The sequence below is a fragment of the Streptomyces sp. NPDC058620 genome (assembly GCF_042717135.1).
GTDB lineage: Bacteria > Actinomycetota > Actinomycetes > Streptomycetales > Streptomycetaceae > Streptomyces.
Map to the genome: position 1 here is coordinate 1 of NZ_JBHXQO010000093.1, position 14,576 is coordinate 14,576.

Genomic DNA, 14,576 nt, shown 5'->3' on the forward strand with positions numbered 1-14,576 from the left:
GGGCATGCGTGCCCGGCCCCGCGCTCGCTCAGCCCGCCCAGGTGAGGAACGTCGACCAGGCGTGGGGAGCGACCTCGAAGGCGGGGCCTTCGGGGACCTTGGAGTCCCGGACGTGGACGGCGTGGGGGCAGGTGGCCACCTCGATGCAGTCGCCGCCGCTCGCGTTGCTGTACGAGGACTTGTGCCAGTCGAAGGCGACTTCGATGCAGTTGCCGCCGCCGCTGTCGCTGTAGGTGGACTTGAACCAGCGCAGGGTGTTGCTCATTCCTGTTCTCCTGCCAACCGCTCGATGAGGCCCAGCGATTCACGAGGACCCAGGGCCTGTGCCCGGATCTTCGCATATCGCTGGGCTCGTGTACTCACCGCCGCAGGATCGCTGATCAGCAGGCCCTCGTCCTGCACTTCCAAGAACAGGAGACGCTCGTGGTCGGGGGTCTCCACGAGGTTCATGTCGCCCCGATCACCCGCATGCTCCCCGCTCAGCCCGCAGTCCAACGGCAGCACCTGAAGCGTGACGTTTCGACGCCGAGCGCACGCCGCCAGGTATCGCATCTGGTCGCGCATGACCTCCTTGCTGCCGATATCGCGCGTCAGCACCGCCTCCTCCACGATCAACTCGATCAGAGCCACCGGCTCCCTCTCGAACAGCGCCTTGCGGGCCAGTCGTGCTTCGACCAGCTCCTCCACCCGCTGGTCGGAGAGCGGCGGGTAGCCGCCCCCGATCAGCGCCCGCGCGTACGCCTCCGTCTGGAACAGGCCATGGACGACGAGGGTCGCGTACAACATCAGCCCCACCGCGTCCTGCTCCAGCAGCGCGTAGTTCTTGAACTGCTCCGGGTACTTCTCCATCCGTACGTACCGGCGTGCCTGCTCGAAGACGCCCATGCCGTCACCGAGTACGCGTTCCAACTGGACCAGCATGTCGTCGCTCGCGGGCTGCGCGTTGGTCTCCATCGCGCTCACCGCCGCCGCCGAGAAGCCGATTTCCTTACCCAGTTGCTCTTGGGTCCACTTCTGCTTGAGGCGTGCCCGTCGGGCGACATCGGCCACCAACTGGGCCGTCGGGCCTGCCGTTTCCTTGTTTTCAGCTCGCGCCATTGCGATCCCTTTTCGACTCAACCGGTCTCAACCGGTCACTACCCGACCCCGCCGAATTCAACTGAGGTACAGAGGAGTTCGCGCAGGTCAACGGGCATGCGACGCCCCTCGTCAGTCAAAGAAAAAGCTAGGCGCTCGGCCACACAATGTCCCTGTGAATGCGCCGAATCGTGGACTGAACATCGAGTGGATTCCGGAATCCGGATTCCAACTTCGCAAGGCGGGCGTGCAATTCGATGCCGTCCGCGTCGACGGGGACGACGGGCGGCGGCTCGCCGATCTCATGGAGGCGATCACGGGGGGCGAGCCCGGCCCCGTGGTCACCGAGGCGAGCGGGCGGCGGGGGGTGTATTTCCTCGTACCGGCCGGGACGACGTCGGGGCGGGCGTGGCCCGAGGGCGTGACACGGCTCAACGCGGCGGCGGGCTCGGTCAGTTACGTACCCGTTCCGGCGCTTGTCGGGCGGACGTGGCCGCTGGCGTGGCGGTATCCGCCGACGTACCCCGGGCGCTTCGTGCACACGCTGATCCTGCTGAACGCGGCGTTTCTCCTGCTCGGGTGACCGGTCGGCCGGTCAGCCGCTCCACGACGCGTAGATGACGACGTTCGTGCCGTTGTCCCTGGCTCCCACGCACACGTCGCGCCAGTCGAGCAGCCAGCCGCTGGAGCGGCACGTCTCCTGCTGGAGGTCCAGTCTGCGGATGATCTCCGGGCGGGTCAGGCCGTCCTCGCTGTCGACGGCCACCAGGCGGTAGCAGCCGCCGGACCCGCAGTCGGTGCCTTCGGAGACCACCGTGATGCCGGCCGGCAGGGGAGGTACGGCCCTGGCGGGCGGCGCGTCCGACCCTTCGGTGAGCATCAGGGAGTACAGGAGGCCGACCACGAGGGTGAGGGCGAACTGCGTTCCCAGGAAGCCGATGGCTCCGTTGCGGCGGGGGATCCACTCCGGCGGAGGGGAGTCCTCGTGCCGGCCTTCCAGTCCCGCGCCGCACGCGATGAGCAGGGGCGCGAGGGCCGTGAACACCAGGTGGGTGTCGGGCCGGGGGGCGTCGATCCAGCCCTGCTGGACGCTGACCAGCGCGCCCGCTCCGGCCAGCAGCGCGCCGCCGATCGCGAGACCGGTGGCGCGGGTGCGGGCGATCGTCATCCAGACGACGGCGGGGGCGACGGCGAAGAGTATCCCCAGGATGGTCAGCATGTACGGGGGGACGTACGGCCCGGGGCCCCGGTTCCGTACAGCCGGAGCCCAACGTCAAGCCCGCCCGGCGATTGCGGACGGAACCGTGCACCCCGCGACCGGGGACGGAACCGAACCGTGCACTCCGCGACCGGGGCACTCTCAGTCCCGCCCCCCGGCGGCTCCGCCGCCCACCGCGTCCACCGCCTCGGTCAACCGCTCCAGCACTCGTACCGTCTCCGCGAACCCCTCCGCCCCCAGCTCCTCCGCGAGCCGCGCGGCGAACTCCGCATGGCCGGGGCCGATGCGGGACACCGACGCCCGCCCCTCCTCCGTGGGGCGGAGCAGCTTCGCGCGGCGGTGGGCCGGATTCGGTACGTACTCCGCCAGCCCCTTCCCCACCAGCAGATCCGCGATCCGCTGCACGCTCTGCCGCGTGATCCCCATCGCCCGCGCGATTCCGGACACCGGCAACGGCTCGTGCAGCACCGCCCCGAGCACCTGCCACCAGGCCGCGGTGAGCCCGGCCGGGCGGGTCAGTTCCTCCGACACCGCGAGGAACTGCCCGTTCAGCCGGAACACCCCGAGCGCCGTCCGGCTCAACCGCTCCTGGTCGTCGGAGTCGCTCATCCCGCCAACACCTCGAACGCGCTCGCGTCGGAGTCGTGGAACAGCCGGTACCAGGCGTCCAGCTTCTTCGCGTCGTACACCCCCAGCAGCTCGAACACCTCCCGGGCGAACGCAACCGGCTCCGTCGGCCCGGCCGTGACGAGGACGCCGTCCGTCACCGCGTCCGCCTCCTCGTACCGCTCGCCGCCCGCGTACCCCGTGGCGGCCAGGTAGAAGGAGACCGCGCTCGTGTGGGCCCGGTCGTCGAGCAGCCCCTCGCGCGCGAGCCCGGCCGTCGCGCCGCAGATCGCCGCGACCGGCACCTCGGCATCGAGGAAGGCGCGTGCCTCGCGGGCGAAGGGGGCCAGCTCGTCGCCGCTGTCCCACAGGCTCGCCCCGGTCAGGATGAGCAGTGCGCTGTCCTCGGGCCGCAGCTCGTCGAGCGCCAGATCGGGCTGGATGCGCACCCCGCCCATGGTGGTGACCGGTTCCGTCGTGAGTCCGACGGTCCGGACCGTGTAGCCGTTCTGCGTGAGATGGGCCGTGGTGTACCCGGTCTCCCAGTCGGCGAAGGTGTCGTAGACGGCCAGATGAACGGTCTTGCGGGTCATGGTGACCTCCAGGGCTGGAAACCGGACTGGGATCGGACGGGATCGGGCTGGGAACGTGGAAGCTTTACCGCCTCAACTATGACAGTAGACTGTCATGAAGGCAGCATGCTGTCAACTGATCGGGACCCGACACCCTGCCGAGCCGAACGCCACACTCCATACAAGGTGGCCATGGAGCACGCCCCCACCGGCACCTACGCTCACGGCATGACCCCTCATGCCCCGTATGTCGACTCCGCGGCCGGAGCTGCCGTGAAGGCCGCCGACCGCGCGCACGTGTTCCACTCCTGGTCCGCCCAGGGTCTGATCGACCCGCTCGCCGTCGCCGGCGCCGAGGGGGCGTATTTCTGGGACTACGACGGCAACCGCTACCTCGACTTCACCAGCGGACTCGTCTACACCAACATCGGCTACCAGCACCCGACCGTCGTCGCCGCGATCCAGGAGCAGGCGGGCAAGCTCGCCACCTTCGCTCCTGCCTTCGCGATCGAGGCACGCTCCGAGGCCGCACGCCTCATCGCCGAGCGCACCCCGGGCGACCTGGACAAGATCTTCTTCACCAACGGCGGCGCCGAGGCCGTCGAGAACGCCGTCCGCATGGCCCGGCTGCACACCGGCCGCACGAAGGTGCTCTCCGCCTACCGCTCGTACCACGGCGCCACCTCCACCGCGATCAACCTCACGGGTGACCCCCGTCGCTGGCCGTCCGACAACGGCTCGGCAGGCGTCGTCCGTTTCTGGGCGCCGTTCCTCTACCGCTCCCCGTTCTACGCCGAGACCGAGGCCGAGGAGTGCGCGCGAGCGCTCCAGCACCTGGAGGACACCCTCGCCTTCGAGGGCCCGTCCACCATCGCGGCGATCATCCTGGAGACGATCCCCGGAACAGCGGGCATCATGACGCCGCCGCCCGGTTACCTCGCGGGCGTCCGCGCGCTCTGCGACCGGTACGGGATCGTGTTCGTCCTCGACGAGGTCATGGCCGGCTTCGGCCGTACGGGCAAGTGGTTCGCCGCCGATCACTACGACGTCACCCCCGACCTGATGACCTTCGCGAAGGGCGTCAACTCCGGTTACGTACCGCTCGGCGGGGTCGCGATCAACGCGGAGATCGCCGCGACCTTCGAGACGCGCCCCTACCCGGGCGGACTCACCTACTCGGGCCACCCGCTGGCCTGTGCGGCGGCCGTCGCCACGATCAGGGTGATGGAGGACGAGAAGGTCATCGAGAACGCCGCCCACATCGGCGAGAACGTCCTCGGCCCCGGCCTGCGCGAGCTGGCCGGGCGCCACCCCTCCGTCGGCGAGGTCCGCGGCCTCGGTGCTTTCTGGGCGCTGGACCTGGTCCGCAACAAGGAGACCCGCGAACCGCTGGTCCCGTACAACGCCGCGGGCGCGGACAACGCCCCGATGGCGGCCTTCGGCGCGGCGGCGAAGAAGAACGGCCTGTGGCCCTTCATCAACATGAACCGCACCCACGCCGTCCCCGCCTGCAACGTCACCGAGGCTGAGGCCAAGGAGGGCCTGGCAGCCCTGGACGTGGCGCTCTCGGTCGCCGACGAGCACACCGTGTAGGAGTCCGCACGACGCTCCGCCCCGCCCCCCTCCCCTCCTCTTCGGCTTCCCTGCCCGGAAGCGGGCAGACGTGCCTGGCTTATGGTGACCGGAACCGAAAAGGGGAGGGGCGCCATGCGGGCGAGCGGAGGTGTGACCCGCAGTACGCTGCGGCAGCAGATCGCGGACGCACTGCGTGACGAGGTGCTGTCCGGGCGCTTGCAGCCGGGCCGGGAATTCACCGTCAAGCAGATCGCGGAGCAGTACGGGGTCTCCGCGACCCCGGTACGCGAAGCGCTGTTCGACCTCTCCGCGCAGGGCCTCCTCGAATCGGACCAGCACCGCGGTTTCCGTGTGCGCGAGTTCAGCGTGGCCGACTACCGGGCGATGATCGAGGCCCGCGCGCTCGTCATCGACGGGGTGTTCCGCGGGGTCTTCGAGGGTCAGGAGCCGGCCGGGGCCCGCCTCGCCCCGTACCGCGACGCGCTCGTCTCCGTACGCCGCCGGGCGGAGGAAGCCGCACGGGCGGCCCGCGGCGGCGATCTCGACATCCTGATCGGCTACGACCTGCGCTTCTGGCGCGAGCTCGGCGCGATCGTCGCCAATACGTACATCACCGATTTCCTGCACCGCCTGCGTGTCCAGGCGTGGGTGTTCGCCGTGCCGTATCTGCGCGGGGACGCCGACGTACGGGACTGGCTGTGGAACGGCCACCAGGACCTGGTGGAGGCGATCATGGACGCGGACGGGGAGGCCGTACGCGCGGTGCTCGACGCGTACAAGGCGCACGGCCTGAAGTGGGCCGACCGGCTCGCGGCCGGAGACCCGGCGCACCCCGGTCGCGGTGCGGGGGCGGCCGGGCCGGCGGAATAGGTCGGGAGGTGCACTGTGCGCGACGTTCCGTCCGCATTACGCTGTTCCGACCATCGCACGACCCGTTGGAGAGCGAGAATTCGTGGCCTGTGACCTGTGGCTGGTCCCCCTCGTCGACGTGCTGTGCCACAGCCCCGACAACCCGTTCGCCGAAGAGATCGCCATCTACGACAAGGCGCTGGGTGACGCGGGACTGCCGCCCGTCCCCGTCTACGCCTATATGCCGGGCCTCACCGGGGACGTCGCCCCGGTCGCGGGATTCGACTACGACGCGCTGCACTTCCTGCGCCGTGCCTACCTGCTCCAGCTGAGCGGCCTCGCCGTGACACCCGTCGACGAACTCGGCGGGGACTACGAGCAGTTGCTGGAGATGTTCGAGCAGAGCGCACAGCACTCGCACCTGGTCTGGCACTACGACCACGCGGGGGCGTACGTCCCGGTGGACTTCGCCGCTCCGCTCTCGAACGACGAACTGCTGGAGGGCGGCGGTCCGTTGGGCTCCTCGCACGGACTGCTGCGGGAGCTGGAGTTCGTGGCCCCGTCGATCGGTATCGACCCGGCCAACCCGCCGGCCGCTCCGCTGCCGCCCATCGGCCCGACGGCGCTGGAGGAACCGGCCGGCCCGATCCTCCAGGACGACAACCCGTTCGCCCGTGAACGCCACGTATGGCTGGGCCTGCACGCGGCCTCGACGAGGAGCCTGGCCCAAGGCTCCATGATCATCTTCAGCTGACCGGGACGAACCCGCCTGACCACCCCCGCAGGCCCGGCCGGCCCGCCCTTGTCCTCAAGCGCCGGACGGGCTTGAGGCGGGGCCCCGGCCGGCCGGACGCCGGTCCCGTCCCGAACGCCGGGCGGGCCGCACACGGGCCCCGGGAAGCCCCCGGGGCGCCCGGCCCCACCCGCCCCTACTCGGGCGGCCGCTGCCGAGGCATGTTCGGCCGCCCCACGGCCGGCAGCGCGAACCGCCCCACCGCCCCGCCCGGCTCGGCCCGCCCGCTCCCGCCCCCCGAGACCATCGACTGCATCGCCATCGGCGCGGGCCCGGCGCGGAACTCCACCATCCAGTCCGCCGTCTCCGACCGCACCAGCTCCGTGACGTCCTCCGAGAACCGGCGCAGCACCCCGAGGCACCGGTCCGCCGCCTCGCTCGCGGTGCCCTCGGCGGGTCCCAGCACCTCCCGTACGCACTCCGACGCCCAGTCGAACTGGAGCACCTGAAGCCGTCGCTGCACCGCCTGTGCCGTCGCGAGGTTCCTTATCCACCCGGACGTCAGGCCGAAGTACCGGTCGCACGCCATGCAGGCCGCACCCAGGAGCAGCGACAGATAGCCCCACCCCGCGGCCCCGTCCAGCGCGCCCGTCAGATCGAGCAGCGGCAGTGCCGCACCCGCGACCACGCCTGCTGCCGTGCCCAGCCGCAGTGCCCGCGCCGCCCGCCGCTTCCGGAGGCGGTCCTGCAGATACCAGTCCGCGGTGCTCAGGGCGCCGTCCTCGACCCAGCGGTAGAGCTCGTCGAGACGTTCGGCGGGCTCGCCCCAGTCCCCGAGCGGGAAGGCGCGGCCCGTGAGATCCCTGGGCGCCCGCACCCCCCGGACCGGACCGGAGCGTTCAGTTCCGGTTTCTCCCCCGGTTTCCTCGCCGGACTCCTTGCGGGGCGGCCCTTCGGGCTGCATCTCCGGCTGACTCACCGGGGCACTCCTCTGCACTCTGCGTAGGAACGACGTGGGGGTTCTCTGACTGGCTCCGGGTAACTCTGCGTTACCGCTGATGCGTGTGGGCGTACTGATGCGCATCCCTTCCTACCGCCGAATGGTGGGCCGTGGAGTCAAAATCACGGGATCCCTGCGTGTACACGGCCTGTGATCAGGTATAGGAGGGTGACCACGGCGTTCCAAATCTCACCCGAAAGAGTTGGTCCCCGTGAGTGGGGCGCGCCGACCGGCGAGCACGTAGGCTCGGCATACCGAAACATTTGTCGTCGAAATGCCAGGAGTGACCGTGATTCCCGGTGGTGGTCAGCCCAACATGCAGCAGCTGCTCCAGCAGGCCCAGAAGATGCAGCAGGACCTTGCCGAGGCCCAGGAGGAACTGGCCAGGACCGAGGTCGACGGACAGGCGGGCGGCGGTCTCGTGAAGGCCACGGTGACCGGCTCCGGCGAGCTCCGCGCCCTGGTGATCGATCCCAAGGCCGTGGACCCGGAGGACACCGAGACGCTCGCCGACCTCGTCGTCGCCGCGGTGCAGGCGGCGAACGAGAACGCGCAGGCGCTCCAGCAGCAGAAGCTGGGCCCGCTCGCGCAGGGCCTGGGCGGTATGCCCGGTCTCCCCTTCTGACCGGACCCACAGATACACAGCCAAGACCTACAGATACCCAGGCGTACCAACTACGGTACGAGCAGAGCAGCACAGCAGCAGAAAGGCTTTCCGTGTACGAAGGCGTTGTTCAGGACCTCATCGACGAACTGGGCAGGCTGCCCGGCGTCGGGCCCAAGAGCGCGCAGCGGATCGCCTTCCACATCCTGCAGGCCGAGCCGACCGACGTACGGCGTCTCGCCCATGCCCTCCTGGAGGTCAAGGACAAGGTCCGGTTCTGCTCGGTTTGCGGCAACGTCGCCCAGCAGGAGCAGTGCAACATCTGCCGGGACACCCGCCGCGACCTGACCGTCATCTGCGTGGTCGAGGAGCCGAAGGACGTCGTCGCGATCGAGCGGACCCGCGAGTTCCGGGGCCGTTACCACGTACTCGGCGGCGCGATCAGCCCGATCGAGGGCGTCGGTCCCGACGACCTGCGCATCCGCGAGCTGCTGGCGCGGCTCGCGGACGGCTCCATCACGGAGCTGATCCTGGCGACGGACCCCAACCTGGAGGGCGAGGCCACCGCGACGTACCTGGCGCGGATGGTCAAGCCGATGGGTCTCAGGGTGACCAGGCTGGCCAGCGGCCTGCCCGTGGGCGGCGACCTCGAGTACGCGGACGAGGTCACCCTGGGCCGCGCGTTCGAAGGCAGGCGACTCCTGGATGTCTGACGCCCGCGCTGTGCTTCTCCGGCCCCGCTCACCGTTCGAGACCGCGCCTACGGGAGGTCCCCTCGATGTCTGACGCCACGCTGAACTCCGTCACGCAGGACCCGGACGACTTCGCCGTCCAGATCGCGGACCAGATCAAGACGTTCATCGTCGCGGTCACCGAGGTGTCCAAGGTCGAGGAGCCCGAAGAGGCCGTCCCCGTACTGCTTCTCCAGGTCTCGCAGCTCCTGCTCGCGGGAGGCAGGCTCGGCGCGTACGAGGACGTGCTGCCCGACGAGCGCTACGAGCCGGACCTCGGCCCCGAACCGGACGCGGACGGCCTGCGTGAACGTTTCGCGGCCCTCCTCGAACCGATCGACGTCTACTCCGAGGTCTTCGACCCGTACGAGCCCCGCAAGGCGCCGGTCCCGCACCGCATCTCCGACGACCTGGCCGACCTGGTCACGGACCTCGGCCACGGCCTGGCCCACTACGAGGCGGACCGCACGGCCGAGGCGCTGTGGTGGTGGCAGTTCTCGTACTTCTCCAACTGGGGCTCCACGGCCTCCGCGACCCTGCGAGCCCTCCAGTCCCTGGTCGCCCACATCCGCCTGAACCAGCCCCTTGAGGAACTGGACGGCCTGGACACGGACCAGGACCCGGGCGACGCGAACCTCGCGGAGGAAGCGGGCCGCGTCATGTTCCAGGAAATCGCGGGGCCGTTGGGCCTGCGCCCGGCGAAGTAGCCCTCCGGACCGGCGCCCGAAAACCCCGCGCCGTCAGCGGTCGCCGTTGCTAGCCTCCCCGTGGCTCGTGATCCGCATGGGCCATGGGGAGGGGCATGAGGATGTCGGGGAACACAGGCCACAGATGGACGAGATGGGCGGCGGTGACGTCGCTGGTCGCGGGGGCGTTACTGGCGGCACCGGGGGTGGCGGTCGCGGCAGACGCCGGGGCGCCGCCGCAGCCGCTCGTGGGCGATCTGAGCACCTGGGGCAGCCCGTGCGCGGCGGGGGAGGGCCGGCCCTTCGTCAGGGCCGTGCCGAACCTGACAGCGCGTCTGTACGGGGCCGGCGACCACCAGCCCGGCGAAGCGAGCCGGGTCAGCGGCGAGTTCGAAGCCTGGTGGCTGGACGGGGACGGCTCCGAGGAGCGCCTGACGTTCGCCACCGGGATGAGGAGTGACAGCACCCCGTTCTCCTGGCAGCTGCCGGCCGAGATCCCGGCGGACACCGTGATTTCGTGGCGTGTGCGGGCCGTTGACGGCGAGGTGGCATCGCCGTGGAGTACCGAGGGTGAGGGCGCTCCCTGCGAGTTCGTCCTCGACCGTACGGCGCCGGGGAAGCCCGTCGTCACTTCGGCCGACTACCCGGACAACAACAACTGGACCGACGGAGCGGGCGTCTACGGCACCTTCCACGTCGACTCGCCCACCGACGACGTCGTGTCCTACGTGTACGACTTCCAGGGCGGACCCCTGCTGAGGGCAACGCCTTCGGGCCCGGAGGGTTCCGCGGACCTTCGTTACCTGCCGCCGGCCGGTGGCGTGTTCATGCTCCACGTACAGGCGCAGGACCGGGCCGGGAACCTGAGCAGTCCGACGTACTACACCTTCCGCGTGGCTTCGGGCCGGGCGCCCGCCGCGCACTGGTCCCTCGCCGACGCGGCGGGTTCGCGTACGGCTGCCGCCACGGCCGGAGCTGCCGCCCGCGCCGGAATCGGGGCGTCCTTCGGCTCGCCCGCTCCTTCGGGTACGGCGCTCACGTCCACGGCCACCCTCGACGGAACGGGTCACGGTTTCCTGACCCCGGACGCGTCGGTGGTCGGGGCGGGGAAGACCTTCGCGGCCGGCGGGTGGGTGCGCCCGTCGGCGGTGGACTCCGTTCGCACGATCGCCAGTCAGGACGGGTTCGGCGCACCGGAGTTCGCGCTCGGCCTGCGCCAGGAGGACGGCGGCCCGGTGTGGTCGTTCGCGGTCAACGGAACGCGGATGACCGGTGGTCTGCCGGAGGCGGGCGAGTGGGCGCACGTGCTCGGCGCGTACGACGCCGAGACCGGCAGGGCGAGGCTCTACGTCAACGGCCGGGCCGTGGGCGAGGAGGAGGCGGTCACCCCCGTGGCGGCCGAGGGGAACTTCCAGATCGGCCGGTCGCACGGCGCGTCGGGCTACCGGGACCGCTGGAAGGGCGAGATCGGTGACGTACGGGTCCACGACCGTGTGGTCGCGCCCGCCGAGATCACGCGGCTCGGCAGCAGGGCGGCGCAGTTGCGCGGTCACTGGGCCCTGGAGAACGCCCCGGAGGGCATCAGCGCCGAGGCGGGCGGCGGCGAACCGCTGAAGCTCGCCGCGGGCGCCTCGATCTTCCGGGCAGGGGACGAGTGCGACCTGCTGGACCCGGATTGCATCCCGGGGGACTGGCCCCTCGCCGATGAAGGCCACCTGTCCCTGGACGGCACCGCCGGGTACGCGGCGACGGACAAGCCGGTCGTCGACACCGACGACAGCTTCACCGTCAGCGCGACGGTGCGGCTGGCCGACAACGAGCCCGCTCACCCCATGACGGCGCTCTCCCAGGGCGGCGTGCACGGTGACGCCTTCAAGGTCCGCTACACGCCCGCGACGCAGAGCTGGGAGCTGGTGATGTCCCACGCGGACGCGCCGGGAGCGGCCGAGACGGTCGTGGCGCGAGTGGAGTGGCCGGACGGCGGCCAGGGCGGGGGGCACCGGCTGGCCGTCGTCTACGACGACGCGACGGACCGGGTCAGGCTCTTCGTGGACGGCCATGCGGATGCCGGGGGTACCGCGGAGTTCCACGACGCGTGGGAGAGCGACGGCGGCCTCCAGGTCGGCCGCGGCCGCACGGCCGACGGCTGGGGCGAGTATCTGCGCGGCGCCGTCGATCAGGTGCGGGTGTTCTCCGGGGTGGTCCCGGACCAGGACATCGCCGGCCTGATGTAGAGGGAGCGACGATCACACCGCCGGGGGGGGGGGGGGGCAGGGGGGGGACCCCCCCCCCCCGGCCCCCGACACGGTTCGCGCGGCCGTTCCGGAACCGGTGGAACCGCCGGCCGGCCTTCTGCGTGATGATGTACAGGAGAGTCATCGCCGCAGCAGACATGAGCCGGTGCCCCTGTGCGGAGCCGGTTCGAAAGGGGCGGCCACCATGCGCACCTCCGGAACGAAGAGACCGGCCGCCACCTCCTTCGCCGTCCTCGCGCTCCTCGTCGCCGCGGCCTGCCAGGGCGGCGGGACACCTCCCGCTCCGGACAGTTCGGCCACGTCCGCCGGACGCGCCGACGTCCTCGCGGTGAAGATCGACAACGTCGCCCCCGCCCGGCCACCGACCGGTCTGGAGAAGGCCGACCTCGTCTATGTGGAGCAGGTGGAGGCGGGGCTCAGCCGCATACTCGCCGTCTACTCCTCCGATGTCCCGCCCGTGATCGGCCCCGTGCGGAGCGCCCGCGAAACGGACCTGGAACTGCTCCGGCAGTTCGACGAGCCCACCCTCGCCTACTCCGGCGCCCAGTCGGCGCTGCTGCCGTCGATCGAGGCGGCTCCGCTCGACGCCCTGCCGCCCTCGAAGGCGCCCCAGGCCTACGTCCGGGACCAGAACCGGCAGGCACCGCACAATCTGTACCTGCACCCCGGGAAGATCCCGCACGCCGCGACCCAGGTCAACGCGGCCGAGGCCATCGGACTGCGCTTCGCGCCCGCACCCGACGGCGGTACGCCCGTCGCCGAACGCACGGTGAGCTACCCGTCGGCGCGGTTCACGTTCACCTGGTCACCGGAGCAGAAGAAGTGGCTGATCGCCATGGACGGGGAGCCGTCGCGCACGGTCTCCGGGGACCGGCTTGAAGCGGCCACCGTGCTCCTCCAGGACGTGACCCTGGGCCCCTCCCGCTTCCGGGACCGGTGGGGGAACACCTCGCCGTTCACCGAGACCGTGGGGTCCGGCTCGGCGCTCGCGCTGCGCGACGGCAAGGCGTACGACGTCTCGTGGGAGCGCGACACCGCCGCTTCGGCGACGGAGTTCACCACTGGGGACGGCCGGCCGATGACGTTCGCGCGCGGCCAGGTCTGGATCGTGCTGGTTCCCGACTGACACGGCCGTCGGGTGACGGCCGTTCGCCCGGTCGGGAGTTCAGCGCCAGGGGTCGCGTTCGGCCTTCTCGACGGTTTCGAGGACGACCTCTCCGGTGCTGAGGTCGGCACCGGACGCCGGACGAACGCGGGCTCCGGGCCAGACCAGCTGGGGCGGGGTACCGATGACGCGGCAACGGAACATGAAGCCCTCCGGGAACCGGACCAGGGATTCGTTGCGTGCGAACTCGGTGTAGCGGTGCACCACCGTCGACCTGACCACGACTCCGTGGCCCTCACTCAACTCCGTCCGCAGATCGCTCGACTGGCATACGGGGCACAGGAGCCGGCGGAAGGACGCCGTGCCGCACCAGCGACAACGCTGGTAGGTGATTCCGGTTCTTTCACGCGCCGCCGTAGCGGTGCCGCTTCCTGGCTGGGACACGTCTCGACCCCCTGCACTCGGCTGTGAGCGCCGCACCATCGCGCGACGCTCCGCACCATATGGCACTGAGTGCCGGGCCGTAAAGGTACTGAGTGCCTAATCTTGCTCAGCCCGCCGCCATGGCCGCCTCGATGCTCTGCACCACACGCCACATCGGCGCCGTCCTGGAGGCGACCATGACGATCACGTCGTCGCCCGAGTCCACGGTCAGTTCCCCACCCGGCGCCTTGTCGCGGCCCTTCTCCGGTTCCGCTTCGGCGGCCGGTCCCACGGCGGCCTCATCGGCCGCCCTCCCCCACACCTCGCGCACCAGACCGAGGGCGTGGTCGACGGCGGTCTCGGCGTCACCCACTCCGCCCGAACGCAGCCAGGAGCGCAGGGCGTTGTTGTGCGCGGCCACCACGGCGGCGGCCACCACATCGGCCCGCAGCCCGCCGTCGGGCGCCTCCGCCCAGCGCCGGCGCAGATAACCCGCGAGCGTGCCCTCGTACCGGCGCACCACCGACAGTTCATACGTGCGCAGGCCCGGAACCTCTTGCGTCAGCCCGTACCGCTGTACGGAGAACTCGGGGTTCGCCGCGTACATCCGCATCACGAGCCTGGCCGCGTCACACACCGCACCGACCGGATCGGGGCCGTCACGGCCGTCCAGCAGGGCGGTCATATCGGCCAGGCACCGCTCGTGGTCGGGGAAGACCGCGTCCTCCTTCGACGGGAAGTACCGGAAGAAGGAACGGCGCCCCACTCCCGCCCGCGCCACGATGTCGTCCACCGTGGTCTGCTCGTAGCCGCGCTCCAGGAAGAGCTGGAAGGCCGCTTCGGCAAGCGCCTCCCGCATGGGCACCTTCACGGAGGAACTCCCGGACGCCGGGCCGGCTGCCGCCCTGCGTCCTCTGCGCGCTTCAGTCATGCCGGGAACGTAACACCGGAATGCACCGATTGGCACTACGTACCTTGCGAGAGGGTACTGAGTGCCATATTGTCGTGACAACGAATCGCATCAGCTAGGAGAGCCGGCGTGAGCCTGAGGATCGTTGTCTGTGTGAAGTACGTGCCCGACGCGACTGGTGATCGGCATTTCGCTGATGACCTGACGGTGGATCGTGAGGATGTGGACGGT

General features: G+C 70.6%; 17 protein-coding genes and 2 pseudogenes. 10 read left to right on the top strand and 9 right to left on the bottom strand.

What is annotated here, in order from left to right:
* Nucleotides 1-28: 28 nt before the first annotated feature.
* Complete coding sequence (locus tag ACFWSK_RS35950) at nt 29-265, bottom strand: DUF397 domain-containing protein (protein ID WP_383795882.1); 237 nt, start codon at nt 263-265, stop codon at nt 29-31.
* Nucleotides 262-1,098 carry a Scr1 family TA system antitoxin-like transcriptional regulator gene (locus tag ACFWSK_RS35955; RefSeq protein ID WP_383795884.1) on the bottom strand — a complete coding sequence of 279 codons (837 nt, stop codon included), beginning with the start codon at nt 1,096-1,098 and terminating at the stop codon, nt 262-264. Before ACFWSK_RS35955 ends, ACFWSK_RS35950 begins: the two co-directional genes overlap by 4 nt.
* 154 nt (nt 1,099-1,252) lie before the next feature.
* Here ACFWSK_RS35955 and ACFWSK_RS35960 point away from each other — a divergent pair, with 154 nt between their 5' ends.
* On the top strand, nt 1,253-1,660 hold the full coding sequence (locus tag ACFWSK_RS35960; RefSeq protein WP_383795887.1) for a hypothetical protein: 408 nt from the start codon (nt 1,253-1,255) through the stop codon (nt 1,658-1,660).
* 12 nt (nt 1,661-1,672) lie between these two features.
* On the opposite strand, the gene ACFWSK_RS35965 is transcribed toward ACFWSK_RS35960, so the two are convergent.
* The 3 genes from ACFWSK_RS35965 to ACFWSK_RS35975 form a co-directional block, all read right to left on the bottom strand.
* Nucleotides 1,673-2,296 (bottom strand): hypothetical protein, encoded by a 624-nt coding sequence (locus ACFWSK_RS35965; RefSeq protein WP_383795890.1) that lies wholly within the window; start codon nt 2,294-2,296, stop codon nt 1,673-1,675.
* A gap of 141 nt (nt 2,297-2,437) precedes the next feature.
* On the bottom strand, nt 2,438-2,905 hold the full coding sequence (locus ACFWSK_RS35970) for a MarR family winged helix-turn-helix transcriptional regulator (RefSeq protein WP_383795893.1): 468 nt from the start codon (nt 2,903-2,905) through the stop codon (nt 2,438-2,440).
* Nucleotides 2,902-3,495 (bottom strand): type 1 glutamine amidotransferase family protein, encoded by a 594-nt coding sequence (locus tag ACFWSK_RS35975; RefSeq protein ID WP_383795896.1) that lies wholly within the window; start codon nt 3,493-3,495, stop codon nt 2,902-2,904. Before ACFWSK_RS35975 ends, ACFWSK_RS35970 begins: the two co-directional genes overlap by 4 nt.
* 207 nt (nt 3,496-3,702) lie before the next feature.
* Here ACFWSK_RS35975 and ACFWSK_RS35980 point away from each other — a divergent pair, with 207 nt between their 5' ends.
* The 3 genes from ACFWSK_RS35980 (at nt 3,703) to ACFWSK_RS35990 (ending at nt 6,652) form a co-directional block, all read left to right on the top strand.
* Nucleotides 3,703-5,067 carry an aspartate aminotransferase family protein gene (locus ACFWSK_RS35980; RefSeq protein WP_383795899.1) on the top strand — a complete coding sequence of 455 codons (1,365 nt, stop codon included), beginning with the start codon at nt 3,703-3,705 and terminating at the stop codon, nt 5,065-5,067.
* A 114-nt stretch (nt 5,068-5,181) separates the two neighbouring features.
* Nucleotides 5,182-5,919 carry a GntR family transcriptional regulator gene (locus ACFWSK_RS35985; protein WP_383795902.1) on the top strand — a complete coding sequence of 246 codons (738 nt, stop codon included), beginning with the start codon at nt 5,182-5,184 and terminating at the stop codon, nt 5,917-5,919.
* An 82-nt stretch (nt 5,920-6,001) separates the two neighbouring features.
* Nucleotides 6,002-6,652: a hypothetical protein gene (locus tag ACFWSK_RS35990; protein ID WP_383795905.1), complete on the top strand. Its 651-nt coding sequence runs from the start codon at nt 6,002-6,004 to the stop codon at nt 6,650-6,652.
* A 175-nt stretch (nt 6,653-6,827) separates the two neighbouring features.
* Here ACFWSK_RS35990 and ACFWSK_RS35995 read toward each other — a convergent pair whose 3' ends face one another.
* Nucleotides 6,828-7,610 carry an SLATT domain-containing protein gene (locus ACFWSK_RS35995; RefSeq protein WP_383795908.1) on the bottom strand — a complete coding sequence of 261 codons (783 nt, stop codon included), beginning with the start codon at nt 7,608-7,610 and terminating at the stop codon, nt 6,828-6,830.
* A gap of 310 nt (nt 7,611-7,920) precedes the next feature.
* Here ACFWSK_RS35995 and ACFWSK_RS36000 point away from each other — a divergent pair, with 310 nt between their 5' ends.
* The 5 genes from ACFWSK_RS36000 to ACFWSK_RS36020 all read left to right on the top strand — a co-directional run bounded on the left by ACFWSK_RS36000 (nt 7,921) and on the right by ACFWSK_RS36020 (nt 13,033).
* Complete coding sequence (locus tag ACFWSK_RS36000; RefSeq protein WP_363074963.1) at nt 7,921-8,256, top strand: YbaB/EbfC family nucleoid-associated protein; 336 nt, start codon at nt 7,921-7,923, stop codon at nt 8,254-8,256.
* Between the two features lie 92 nt (nt 8,257-8,348).
* Nucleotides 8,349-8,948, top strand: coding sequence for a recombination mediator RecR (gene recR, locus ACFWSK_RS36005; RefSeq protein WP_328910986.1), 600 nt, complete (start codon nt 8,349-8,351; stop codon nt 8,946-8,948).
* 65 nt (nt 8,949-9,013) lie between these two features.
* Nucleotides 9,014-9,673, top strand: a complete 660-nt coding sequence (locus tag ACFWSK_RS36010) for a DUF5063 domain-containing protein (RefSeq protein ID WP_362848340.1) — start codon at nt 9,014-9,016, stop codon at nt 9,671-9,673.
* 143 nt (nt 9,674-9,816) lie between these two features.
* Nucleotides 9,817-11,886 carry a LamG-like jellyroll fold domain-containing protein gene (locus tag ACFWSK_RS36015; RefSeq protein WP_383795910.1) on the top strand — a complete coding sequence of 690 codons (2,070 nt, stop codon included), beginning with the start codon at nt 9,817-9,819 and terminating at the stop codon, nt 11,884-11,886.
* 205 nt (nt 11,887-12,091) lie between these two features.
* Nucleotides 12,092-13,033 carry a DUF3048 domain-containing protein gene (locus tag ACFWSK_RS36020; RefSeq protein ID WP_383795913.1) on the top strand — a complete coding sequence of 314 codons (942 nt, stop codon included), beginning with the start codon at nt 12,092-12,094 and terminating at the stop codon, nt 13,031-13,033.
* A 39-nt stretch (nt 13,034-13,072) separates the two neighbouring features.
* On the opposite strand, the gene ACFWSK_RS36025 is transcribed toward ACFWSK_RS36020, so the two are convergent.
* From ACFWSK_RS36025 to ACFWSK_RS36035, 3 genes and pseudogenes are all read right to left on the bottom strand, one after another.
* On the bottom strand, nt 13,073-13,294 hold the full coding sequence (locus tag ACFWSK_RS36025) for a hypothetical protein (protein ID WP_383795919.1): 222 nt from the start codon (nt 13,292-13,294) through the stop codon (nt 13,073-13,075).
* 42 nt (nt 13,295-13,336) lie between these two features.
* Nucleotides 13,337-13,495, bottom strand: a pseudogene (locus tag ACFWSK_RS36030) (zinc ribbon domain-containing protein); the annotation flags it as partial.
* Between the two features lie 67 nt (nt 13,496-13,562).
* Nucleotides 13,563-14,294 carry a TetR family transcriptional regulator gene (locus ACFWSK_RS36035; protein WP_383795916.1) on the bottom strand — a complete coding sequence of 244 codons (732 nt, stop codon included), beginning with the start codon at nt 14,292-14,294 and terminating at the stop codon, nt 13,563-13,565.
* Between the two features lie 180 nt (nt 14,295-14,474).
* Here ACFWSK_RS36035 and ACFWSK_RS36040 point away from each other — a divergent pair.
* Nucleotides 14,475-14,576: pseudogene (locus ACFWSK_RS36040) on the top strand (electron transfer flavoprotein subunit beta); the annotation flags it as partial.